An 11,269-nucleotide genomic window follows, 5' to 3' on the forward strand; every position below is an offset into this window, starting at 1 on the left:
CGATAGCGTTTGTCGGTGTGACGGGCTTCAGCGACGACCTGCGTCTTGCGCACATGATGGCGGACAGCGCCGACGATCTCACCATGCGCCGGTTCCGCGCCTCCGACCTGCGTGTGGAGACCAAGCCGGACCTCTCGCCGGTCAGCGACGCCGACCAGGCGGTCGAAGAGGCCATCAGGGGCACGCTGCGGCGTGCCCGGCCCCGCGACGCGGTCATCGGCGAGGAGATGGGCCGCACCCGGGGCCACGGCACCCGCTGCTGGGTGATCGACCCGATCGACGGCACCAAGAACTACGTGCGCGGCGTCCCGGTGTGGGCCACGCTGATCGCGCTGATGGAGTACGGCGAGGTGGTGGTCGGCGTCGTGTCCGCCCCCGCGCTCGGGCGCCGCTGGTGGGCCGCCAGGGGCGGCGGCGCGTGGACCGGCCGCGGGCTGACCAAGGCCAGCCGGTGCCACGTCTCGGGGGTGAGCACGCTCCAGGACGCGTCGTTCTCGTTCTCCAGCCTCACCGGCTGGGAGGAGCGCGGCCGGCTGGACGCCGTGCTCGACCTCACCAGGGCCGTGTGGCGCACCCGCGCGTACGGCGACTTCTGGTCGCACATGCTGGTCGCCGAGGGCGCGGTGGACATCGCCGCCGAGCCCGAGCTCTCGGCGTGGGACATGGCCGCGCTCACCGTGATCATCGAGGAGGCCGGCGGCGTCTGGACCGATCTGTCGGGTGCTCCGGACGTCGACGGCGGCAGCATGGTGTGCGCCAACCCGGCGCTGCACGCCGAGGTGATCAAGCGTCTCGGCGACTGACCACGTCAGCGTCCGTTCAGCGTGCGCGCCGGCGGGGCCGTTCACCCTGCGCGGCGAACGGCCCGCCAGGAGCGCCTCAGCGCTCGTCCGGAGGCCTGGAGATCACCCGGTCGTCGAGGTAACAGCTGCAGTTCCCGCACCCTGGTAGCACGCGGCCCTCCTCATCCTTCGTGTGCCCCGACGGTACGGGACCCGCGGGCGGACGCGCCGCCCCCCCGGACGCCACAGTCGGGTTCACGCAAAGAGACGGGACGGTCACGCGGCGGGCAGGAAGGCCGTAGGATGGGCGGCGGCGCGTGACCCCCGCCGCACCCGGTTCGTCAAGAGCCCGTCAAGCTTTTTGGACCGTTCACAACGAGAGCGACCGGGCCCGTTCACCCGTCGTTCACCTACCCCCGGGTATCAAGTCATCTTGGATCCCTACCGTCCTACCCGTTGATAGAACGACGTGGAAGGACATAGTTGTGAGATATGCAGGCCGGCTCGCCGCGGCCGCCATCGCCGGCGTGCTTTCGCTCGCTGCGTGCGGCACGGACAACAACCCCGGCGGTGACGCCGCCGCCGCCCCCTCGGGCGACGCGAGCGGCGCCGCGCTGAGCGGCACCATCAACGCGGCCGGCTCCTCCGCCCAGGCCAACGCCATCGCCGAGTGGACCAAGCAGTTCCAGTCCTCCAACCCCGGCGTGAGCATCAACTACCAGCCGAGCGGTTCCGGCGCGGGTGTGCAGTCCTTCATCCAGGGCACCGTCGCCTTCGCGGGCTCGGACTCGGCGCTCAAGGAGGACAAGGGCGAGCCGGCGCAGGCGGACGCGCGCTGCAAGACCGGCAAGGCGATCAACCTGCCGATGGTGACCGGCCCGGTGGCCGTCGTCTTCAACGTCCCCGGCGTGGAGAGCCTGAACCTCACCCCGGCGAACCTGGTGGCGATCTTCAACGGCAAGATCACCAAGTGGGACGACGCGGCCATCAAGAAGGACAACCCGGAAGCGCAGCTTCCCTCCACCGCCATCCAGGCGTTCCACCGCTCGGACGAGTCGGGGACCAGCGACAACTTCACGAAGTTCCTCGCCGCCTACGACTGGCCCTACGAGCCGGCGAAGGCCTGGCCCGCCGAGGCCAAGGGCCAGGGCGCCAAGGGCTCGGACGGCATCGCGCAGGCCGTGAAGTCCACCGAGGGTGCCATCAGCTACGTCGAGCTCTCCTACGCGGAGAACTCCAGCCTCACCAAGGCCAAGGTCGCCAACGGCTCGGGGGAGTTCGTCGAGCTGACCCCGGAGAGCGCCGCCAAGACCGTCGAGGCCGCCGCGGTCGAGGGCACCGGCAACGACCTCAAGCTCAAGATCGACTACGGCACCAGCGCGGCGGGTGCCTACCCGATCGTCCTGGTGACCTACGAGATCACCTGTGAGAAGGGCCTGTCCCCCGACGAGGTCAAGGTCGTCAAGCCGTTCCTCGCCTACATGGCCAGCGACGCCGGCCAGCAGGCGCTGACCGGTCTCGGCTACGCCCCGCTGCCCACCGCCCTGGTGGCCAAGGTTCGCACGGCGATCGACGCGATCTCCTGACTGATGGCCACGTCGCTTCGCACTCGCGAAGGCGGGCCGGCCTCCGGCCGGCCCGCCTTCCGGCGCACTCACGGTGAAGGCCCGTTCCGGTTCGCCACGACGGGCGCGGGCGTCCTCGTCCTGGTGATCATGGCGGCGATCGCCGTCTTCCTGATCGTCCGGGCCATTCCCGCGCTGCAGGCCAACACGTCGAACTTCTTCACCGAGCAGGTCTGGTCGCCGAACGGCACCACGCCGGTGTTCGGCATCGCGGCCCTCGCGTTCGGCACGCTCATCAGCTCGCTGCTCGCACTGATCATGGCGCTGCCGGTCGCGGTCGGCGTGGCGCTGTTCATCTCGCACTACGCGCCGCGACGTCTGGCCGGCGTGCTGGGCTACGTCATCGACCTGCTGGCGGCGGTGCCGAGCGTCGTGTACGGCCTGTGGGGCGTGATCTTCCTGGTCCCGTTCATGGTCGGCCCGTCGCAGTTCCTCAACACCTACTTCGGGTGGATCCCGCTGTTCGGCGGCGACCAGGTGGTGGGCCGGTCCATCCTCACCGGCTCGGTGGTGCTCGCCATCATGATCCTGCCGATCATCGCGGCGATCTCCCGTGAGGTGTTCCTCCAGGCGCCGAAGTCGCTGGAGGAGGCCTCGCTCGCCCTCGGCGCGACGCGCTGGGAGATGATCCGGATGGCCGTGCTGCCGTTCGGCCGTCCCGGCGTGATCAGCGCGGCCATGCTGGGGCTCGGGCGCGCGATGGGCGAGACGATCGCGGTCGCGCTCATCTTCCCCGCCACGTTCGAGATCACCTTCCGCGTGCTGTCGGCCAACGGCAACAGCATCGCGGCCAACATCGCCAACGGGTTCGGTGAGGCCACCGCGGTCGGCCGCGGCGCGCTGATCGCGTCCGGACTCGTGCTGTTCGTCATCACGCTGCTGATCAACATGGCCGCCCGGCTGATCATCGCCCGTCGGCGCGAGTACTCCGGGAGCGCGCTGTGAGCGCACCACAGGACACCATCCCCCGCGACGCCGCGCCGGTCAGCATCGTCGCCCCCATCTCCTTCGGCCGGCGGCTGAAGGACGTTCTCGTTCGCGGGCTCGTCTGGCTGGCGTTCGCCATCGCGGTGGTCCCGCTGGTCTCGGTCATCTGGCTGGTGGTCAAGAACGGCCTCGCCCGCATCGACATGACGTTCCTGACGCACTCGATGCGCAACATCGCGCCCCGGGACGCGGGCGGCGGCGCGTACCACGCCATCCTCGGCACGCTGGAGCAGGTGCTGATCGCCACGGTGATCTCGGTCCCGATCGGGCTGCTCACCGCGATCTACCTGGTGGAGTACGGCAACGGCCGGCGCCTCGCCCGCTCCATCAGCTTCTTCGTGGACGTGATGACCGGCATCCCCTCGGTGGTGGCCGGTCTGTTCGTTCTGGCGTTCTGGATCCTCGTGCTCGGGTTCGGCTTCTCCGGGTTCGCCGGCGCGCTCGCGCTGTCCATCCTGATGTTGCCGACTGTCGTCAGAGCGGCCGAGGAAATGCTCAAACTCGTGCCGAACGAGCTACGTGAGGCGTCGTACGCGCTCGGCGTGCCGAAGTGGAAGACCATCGTCCGCATCGTGCTGCCGACCGCCCTCACCGGCATCATCACCGGCATCATGCTCGCCATCGCCCGCGTCGCCGGTGAGACGGCGCCGCTGCTGCTCACGGTGTTCTTCACCAGCTCCATCAACCCGGACCCGTTCAACGGGCCGCAGATGGGGCTTCCGCTGTACATCTTCGATCAGATGGGCCGTCCCAACGACACCGCCATCGCTCGCGCGTGGGCGGGCGCGCTCACGCTGATCGTGATCGTCATGCTGCTCAACCTGGTGGCCCGCCTCATCGCGTGGTGGCGAGCGCCCGCCAAGGGCCGATAAGGGGTTACGACATGGCCAGTCAGATCGAGGTCTCCGACCTCGACGCGTACTACGGTTCGTTCAAAGCGATCGAGGGGATCGCGATGACGATCGAGCCCCGCTCGGTCACCGCGTTCATCGGGCCCTCCGGTTGCGGCAAGTCGACGTTCCTGCGCACGCTCAACCGCATGCACGAGGTCATCCCCGGCGCCCGCGTCGAAGGGAAGATCCTTCTGGAGGACCAGGACCTCTACGGCACCAACGTGGACCCGGTGTCGGTGCGCCGCAACATCGGCATGGTGTTCCAGCGGCCGAACCCGTTCCCCACGATGTCCATCTACGACAACGTCGCCGCCGGGCTGCGTCTCAACGGCCGGGTGCCCAAGTCCGAGCTCGACGGCATCGTCGAGAGCTCGCTCAAGGGCGCCAACCTCTGGAACGAGGTCAAGGACCGTCTGAACCGCCCGGGCGCGGGACTGTCCGGCGGTCAGCAGCAGCGGCTGTGCATCGCGCGGGCGATCGCCGTCAGCCCCGCCGTGCTGCTGATGGACGAGCCCTGCTCGGCGCTCGACCCGATCTCCACGCTGGCCATCGAGGACCTGATCGCCAAGCTGAAGAACGACTACACGATCGTCATCGTGACGCACAACATGCAGCAGGCCGCGCGGGTCAGCGACCGCACCGCGTTCTTCAACCTGGCCGCGCAGGGCCAGCCCGGCAAGCTGATCGAGATGGACGACACCTCGAAGATCTTCACCAATCCCACCCAGAAGGCGACCGAGGACTACATCACCGGGCGCTTCGGATGATCCATTAGGAGATGGTGTGAGCCAGCCGCAGGCGGCACCTGAAGTGGACGGGGACACCAGGTCGGCGCCCATGCTGCTGGTCGCTGATCCCGATGCCGGGATGGTCGGCGAACTGGCCGCGACGCTGGAACGCGAAGGCGTCCTCGTGGCCGGGGTCCTCGACGGGGCACAGGCCCTCCTCCAGGCCGGGGCGCTACGGCCTGACGTGGTGCTGGTCAGCGCCACACTGACGGTGATCGGGCCGGTCGACTTCATCCGCGCGCTGCGGCTGGCCCGGCCCGTCCCCGTCCTGCTCGGCGTCGGAGAGGGGCACGCCGAGCAGGCGGTCCAGGCCCTCGCCGCCGGCGCCACGGCGTGCGTGGCCCGGCCGTACCGCGTTCCCGAGCTGCTCCCGCTCGTCCAGGCCGCGATCCCCGGCGAATCCCGGGCGAGGACGATCCTGACGGTCGGAGGCGTCGAACTGGACGCGGGGGCCTACCAGGTGCGGGTGGCCGGCATGCCGGTCCACCTGCCCCTACGCGAGTTCGAGCTGTTGCACTACCTGATGCGCAACGCCGACCGCACGGTCACCCGCGAGCAGATCATGAGGAACGTCTGGCACGCCGGGGACACGATGTCGACCAACACCATCGCGGTCCACGTCAAGCGCCTCCGCGCCCGCCTGGGCGACGACGACGACCAGCTCATCCAAACGGTGCGCGGCGTCGGCTACCGGCTGGTCACCCCGGCCTGAGACCTACGTGACGGCCAGGCCGTGCCGAGGCCGTGGCGGGACCACCGGGGCTCTGTGCCGCGCCCCGGCTCCCGTCCCGCCGGCTCCTACACCGAGCTCCTGGCACGCGCGCCGTCGGCGACCATGCGGGCGACGGTGTCGTCGTCACAGGTGGCCCAGAAGGACCCGACGACGTCCTCCAGGTGGTCCAGCGACTCGGCCCGGAACAGCACGTCCTGATATTTCGTGATGTCGTAGGTCGTGGTGCCCATCACCGTCAGGTCCAGCGGCAGGATGTCCATGCCGCGGAACTCCTCGATCTCGCCGTACGACGACAGGATGCCCGCCCCGTAGGCCTTGTCCACACCGTCCTCGGCCATCACGCCGAACTCCAGCGTGAACCAGAAGACCTTGGAGACGAACTCCAGCGCCTCATCGGTCTCGACCCGCCGCGCGGCGCCGCCGGCCAGCCGGTAGAGGCGCGCGAACCGATCGGACGCCAGCGCGTTGGCGTGCCCGATGACCTCGTGCACGACGTCCGGCTCCGGCGTGTAGAACGGCACCGAGTGGTGACGGATGTACTGCGTCGAGTGGAACAACCCGTCCGCCAGCACACCGTAGAACTCGCGCAACGGCACCAGCCCCGCCGCCGGCAGATACCGGAACCCGGTCAGCGGCTCCAGCAGATCGCCGACCTCCTGAAGCTGCGGGATACGATCCGCCGGCAGAGCCAGCCGCTCACATCCCCGCAGGTACTCGCGCACCGCGTACTTCTGGTGCTTGACCGCGAGCTCCCGCGCGACCAGCGTCCAGACCCGGTGCTCCTCCTCGGTGTACTCCACTTCCGGCACCGCCCGCCCCGGCACATGCTTGAGAGCGAGCGCGGCGATGGCGTTGCGACGTTCCCGATAGGCACTGTCCGCGAACCCCGGGTGACTCGTGGCGAGCTGAACGACGACCGAGCCGTCCTCCCCGGTGGCCACAGGAGCGAAATACTGGGCTTCTTCGAACATGTCATAATTAACGACAATCCCCCCTTCTGATGGCAAGAGCGACCATTTCCAGTGGCAGTTCCGCCCACTTCTCCCCCCACCACGCCCCTCCTCACTGGTCATTCCGACCAGCACTCCCCTCCTCTCGCCGCGACCCGTAGTCTCACCCCATGGCCAACGGTCCCATCGACGCCCTGGACGTCCGGCTGCTCACCACCATGCGCGCCAACCCGCGCATCGGCCTGACCGAACTGGCCCGCCTGCTGGGCGTGGCCCGCGGCACCGTGCAGGCCCGCGTCGACAAGCTCACCTCCCGGGGCGTCATCGGCGACTTCGGCCCCACGATCGACCCCACCGAGGTCGGCTATCCCATCCTCGCCTTCGTCTCCCTGCAGATCTCCCAAGGCAGGCTCGCCGAAGCCGTGGAAGCCCTGGGACTGGTCCCCGAGATCCTCGAGGTCCACGGCACCAGCGGCCAGGCCGACCTCCTCTGCCGGGTGGTGGCCCACAACACCGCCCATCTCCAGCAGATCATCGCCCAGGTCCTGGCGTCCCCCGCCGTCCAGCGCACCGACACCACCATCGCCCTCTCCACCCAGATCCCCTACCGGATAGACCCGTTGCTCCACACCGCGGCCGGCGGCTCGTCCCCGCGGAAAGCCCCTCAGGAGCCCGCGGTGACTCGCCAAGTGAGATCCGGGCAAGTGCTTGGTTAAGTTTTGGGTTCGCGACCGGTGTTGAAGGTGTAACTTCGCGATACTCAAGTGGAGTTCTTCGCTTACTGTGACCGTTCGCGCAAGAGGGTGTGACGTCGTGGCAGGCAGGCACCGCAATCCCGATCCGATCGGTCACGACGCGCCGGCGCTCGGTGCCCCACCGCCCCCGTCTCGTGCCGCCGTCGTCGCCGCGGCGGCCCGCCGTCGTATGATCGCCGCGCTGGCGATGGGGGCGGCCCTGATACTGGTGATCGCCGCCGGTGTGTACGTCGTGGTCACGCAGAACCTCTGCACCGAACGTCCACGGCTGCGCGTCATGGCGTCACCTGACATCGGCCCCGCGCTGGAACGCGTCGCCCGGTGGTACGCCGCCGGCGGCGGCTGTGCCGACGTGTCCGTCCGCACCCGTCAGGCCGCCGAGGTGGCCGACGAGCTAGGCGTGCACAAAGGGCTGGCCGACGTGTGGGTCCCCGACGCCTCCGTGTGGATCTCCCTGGCCCGCCTCCAGGGCGCCGACAAGATCCTTCCCCTCCAGAGCACCTCGATCGCACGCTCGCCGGTCATCCCCGCCGTGACCCAGAAGACCGCCACGAGGCTGGACGGCCGGCCCAGCTGGACCCTGCTCGTCCCCACCTCCGCGAGCAGGAAGAAGCTACCCAAGGCCTCCGTCACGCTCCTCGCCCCGAACCGCTTCGCCTCAGGCCTGGCCGCCGTCAGCTCCCTCGGCACGGTGGCGACCACCCGCCGTGAACTTGCCCCCATCGTCCGCGGCATCACGGCGAACCTCAAACGATCGATCATGACCTCCGACGGGGCCCTGTTCAGCGTCCTGGAGCACTCACCCCCGGGCAGCGACCCGGTGATCGTCGCCAGCGAACAGGCCATCTGGAGCTACAACGCGCTGCGTCCCGACCGCCCCGCCATCGGCCTGTACCCCGGCGAGGGCGCCGTCTCCCTGGACTACCCGTACGTCCCCCTGACGGCCGACCCTCACGTCCGCGCCGCCGCCGCCGACTTCCGTGAGGCCGTCCTCTCCGCCACCGGCCGGACGACACTCCAGAGCGCCGGGTTCCGCACCCCCGACGCCCAGGCGGGCCCCGCCATGGACAGCCGGCACGGACTGCGTCCCGCCCCGCCCGCCGACATCCCCGGCCCCGGCCCCCGCACCCTCCTGCGCACCCTGCTCACCATGCGCCTGCAACTGGCCGACACCCGCACCCTCCTGCTGCTGGACGTCAGCGCGTCGATGGACACCCCCGTCCCCGGTCTCGGCAAGACCCGCATGGAGGCCACCGCCGACCTGGCCGCACGAGGCATCGAGACCCTCCCCGACGGCAGCGACGTCGGGCTCTGGATCTTCTCCACCGGCCTGGCCGGCGCCAAGGACCACCAGGAACTCGTGCCGCTCGGACCGGTGCTCCAGAACACCACGCCGGTCATCGAGGCACTCCGCGAGCTCCCCGCCCGCACCCGAGGCGGGACCGGCCTGTACGACTCCGTGCTCGCGGCCTTCCGCGCCGCGTCGGCGCAGCAGGTGGACGGCATGCTCACCTCCGTGATCGTCTTCACCGACGGCCACGACGACGACAAGGCCGGCATCTCCAGGAACGCTCTGCTGTCGGCGCTCCAGGAGGAGTTCGACTCCCTCCATCCCGTCACCGTCACGCTGATCGGCCACGGGCCCGCCGCCGACCCCGAGGAGCTCCGCGCCATAGCCGAGGTCACCAACGGCGCCGCCATGACCCCCGCCACCTTCGAACAGGCCGCCCAGGTCTTCCTCCAGGCCCTCTCCGGCAAGGTCTGCGTGGGCCAGGAACAGTGCCCCGCCGATCCGAGCTGACCGTCAGCAGCCGCCGCACGCCCCGTCCGGCCCGGACCGCAGCACCAAGGTCGCCGAGGCGCTGGGGGCGACCTGCTCCGTGCCGGAGAAGAAGGCGGCGTACTGATGGTCCCCGTCCGGGAGGGCGGGCGCGGTGAACCGCACCCGGCCACCGGCGTCCGGCCGTCCCGTCCCCACGAGCGTGTTGTCCGCGAAGAGCCGGACGGTCCCGGCCTGAACCGTGCCTCCCGTGGACGTCACCGCCGCGGTGAAAGTCGCCGCTCCCCGGCCGGACGGGTCGCAGGAGAAGTACAGGACGGTCACCGAGGACCGCGGGGGGACGGGACCGTCGCCGGGCACCCGGCCGACGGCGATCCCGATCGGGGCGATCAGGACAGGGATCGCGGTGACGATCCGCCGCGTGGCCGTGTCGATCACCGTCGCGGTGTTGGCGCCACCGACGGTGACGTACGCGAAGGCGCCGTCCGACGTGAACGCGACATCCATCGCCAGGTTCCCGACCGTGACAGCGCCTGTGGACCGCTCGGCGACAAGGTCGACGACCCACACGCGACCCGTCTGAGGCTCCGTCACGTACGCGTACGACCCGCTGGGAGCCACCGCCAGCGACCGGATCTCCGGCCCGACCGGGATGGTCGCGAGAAGGTTGTAGGTCAGCGCGTCCATCATCAGGACGGCGCCCAGAGCGAAGTCCGTGAAGTAGACGCGCCGGCCGTCCGGGGAGAACGCGATGTCGAGCGGTGAGTTGCCGAACGGGACCGTGGTGACCAGGTAGGTGGACGTGTCGATCACCCAGACGGTCGCGGTGCCGCGGCCGCCGAAGGTCACGTACACCCGGGCCCCGTCAGGGCTCACCGCCACCCGTGACGTGGGGGATCCGATCGGTACCGTGGTGATGACCCGGCCGGTGACGGCATCGGCGACCGTGACATCCCTGGACACCAGGTTCGTCACGTACAAGCGGGCGCCGTCCGGACTCACCGCCACATCCGACGGCGGCCCGTCCACCGGGATGGTGAGGACCACACGCTCCAGCGCGGTGTCGATCACCGATATGTCATGAGAGTTCTGGTTGGTCACGTAGACGCGCCGTCCGTCCGGAGCGAACGCCACTATCTCGGGATTGTCACCTACCCGAATACTTCTCAGGTAGGTGCGGGTGGTCGTATCGATCACCGAGACGGCGTCGGACTCGGAGTTCGCGACATACGCCCGCTCCCGTGACGGCGCGGAGCCTGCCGCCGCGTTCCCGCCCGCGCCGGCCGCGGCCGGGCCGCCCGCGACAAGAAACGTCATCAAGAAAGCCGACGCCAGCCCCGCCGCGCAGGCACTCCATCCGCCTCGCCGATTCCTCACCATGGTCTTCCTCCCGCCTCTCCCGACTCCTTCTACGCGAGCGAGAGCTGAGGACCGGAGCAGGACAGGGCGAGATGCCATGTCCTTACCGATCGCTGGAGAGAAGCCACTGCGACAAGGTGCTGGAACGTGGAGAAAAGTGCGGAAACGCGAAAAGGCCGCCCAGGAGACCTGGGCGGCCCTTATCAACGCGACAACCCAAGCAGGGTTGTGAATGTTTGTCCGGCGGTGTCCTACTCTCCCACACCGTCCCCGGTGCAGTACCATCGGCGCTGGACAGCTTAACTTCCGGGTTCGGAATGTAACCGGGTGTTTCCCATCCGCTATGACCGCCGTAACCCCGCGAAACAACACACCCACCCCGGGTCACCCCAGGGGGCAGGGGTTTGTTGTCTCTGAGTCACACAGTGGACGCGAGCATCACCAACCACCACCACACACCGTACGCACAGCGCACGAAATCAGATCATGGTTGGAATGTTTTTGTGGTCAAGTCCTCGGCCTATTAGTACCGGTCGGCTGGGCACCTTACAGTGTGTACACCTCCGGCCTATCAACCCAGTCGTCTACTGGGAGCCTTACCCCCCTTGCAGGGGTGG

Annotated in this window: 10 protein-coding genes and 2 rRNA genes; 8 read left to right on the forward strand and 4 right to left on the reverse strand. The window is 69.2% G+C overall.

The window, feature by feature from the left end; all coding sequences use genetic code 11:
• Positions 1-17: 17 nt before the first annotated feature.
• The 6 genes from hisN to ABGB17_RS18100 all read left to right on the forward strand — a co-directional run bounded on the left by hisN (position 18) and on the right by ABGB17_RS18100 (position 5,787).
• Positions 18-803 (forward strand): histidinol-phosphatase, encoded by a 786-nt coding sequence (hisN, locus tag ABGB17_RS18075; RefSeq protein WP_347630903.1) that lies wholly within the window; start codon positions 18-20, stop codon positions 801-803.
• A 464-nt stretch (positions 804-1,267) separates the two neighbouring features.
• On the forward strand, positions 1,268-2,368 hold the full coding sequence (gene pstS, locus ABGB17_RS18080) for a phosphate ABC transporter substrate-binding protein PstS (RefSeq protein ID WP_347630905.1): 1,101 nt from the start codon (positions 1,268-1,270) through the stop codon (positions 2,366-2,368).
• A 3-nt stretch (positions 2,369-2,371) separates the two neighbouring features.
• Positions 2,372-3,352, forward strand: a complete 981-nt coding sequence (pstC, locus tag ABGB17_RS18085; RefSeq protein ID WP_347630907.1) for a phosphate ABC transporter permease subunit PstC — start codon at positions 2,372-2,374, stop codon at positions 3,350-3,352.
• Complete coding sequence (gene pstA, locus ABGB17_RS18090) at positions 3,349-4,266, forward strand: phosphate ABC transporter permease PstA (RefSeq protein ID WP_347630909.1); 918 nt, start codon at positions 3,349-3,351, stop codon at positions 4,264-4,266. Before pstC ends, pstA begins: the two co-directional genes overlap by 4 nt.
• An 11-nt stretch (positions 4,267-4,277) precedes the next feature.
• On the forward strand, positions 4,278-5,054 hold the full coding sequence (gene pstB / locus ABGB17_RS18095) for a phosphate ABC transporter ATP-binding protein PstB (RefSeq protein ID WP_347630911.1): 777 nt from the start codon (positions 4,278-4,280) through the stop codon (positions 5,052-5,054).
• Between the two features lie 16 nt (positions 5,055-5,070).
• A complete protein-coding gene (locus ABGB17_RS18100) occupies positions 5,071-5,787 on the forward strand; it encodes a response regulator transcription factor (RefSeq protein ID WP_347630913.1) in 717 nt (238 codons plus the stop codon).
• Between the two features lie 86 nt (positions 5,788-5,873).
• On the opposite strand, the gene ABGB17_RS18105 is transcribed toward ABGB17_RS18100, so the two are convergent.
• Positions 5,874-6,779 (reverse strand): phenylalanine 4-monooxygenase, encoded by a 906-nt coding sequence (locus tag ABGB17_RS18105; RefSeq protein ID WP_347630915.1) that lies wholly within the window; start codon positions 6,777-6,779, stop codon positions 5,874-5,876.
• Between the two features lie 149 nt (positions 6,780-6,928).
• Here ABGB17_RS18105 and ABGB17_RS18110 point away from each other — a divergent pair, with 149 nt between their 5' ends.
• Positions 6,929-7,474 carry an Lrp/AsnC family transcriptional regulator gene (locus ABGB17_RS18110; protein ID WP_347630917.1) on the forward strand — a complete coding sequence of 182 codons (546 nt, stop codon included), beginning with the start codon at positions 6,929-6,931 and terminating at the stop codon, positions 7,472-7,474.
• A 97-nt stretch (positions 7,475-7,571) separates the two neighbouring features.
• Positions 7,572-9,314, forward strand: coding sequence for a substrate-binding domain-containing protein (locus tag ABGB17_RS18115; protein WP_347630919.1), 1,743 nt, complete (start codon positions 7,572-7,574; stop codon positions 9,312-9,314).
• A gap of 3 nt (positions 9,315-9,317) precedes the next feature.
• Here the strand turns inward: ABGB17_RS18115 and ABGB17_RS18120 are convergent, their stop codons facing one another.
• The 3 genes from ABGB17_RS18120 to ABGB17_RS18130 all read right to left on the reverse strand — a co-directional run.
• Entirely contained in the window at positions 9,318-10,610 is a 1,293-nt protein-coding gene (locus ABGB17_RS18120) for an Ig-like domain repeat protein (RefSeq protein ID WP_347630921.1), read from the reverse strand.
• Between the two features lie 280 nt (positions 10,611-10,890).
• Positions 10,891-11,007, reverse strand: a 5S ribosomal RNA gene (rrf, locus tag ABGB17_RS18125).
• Between the two features lie 148 nt (positions 11,008-11,155).
• Positions 11,156-11,269: ribosomal RNA gene (locus tag ABGB17_RS18130) — 23S ribosomal RNA — on the reverse strand; the annotation flags it as partial.

The sequence above is a fragment of the Sphaerisporangium sp. B11E5 genome (assembly GCF_039871875.1).
Taxonomy (GTDB): Bacteria; Actinomycetota; Actinomycetes; order Streptosporangiales; family Streptosporangiaceae; genus Sphaerisporangium.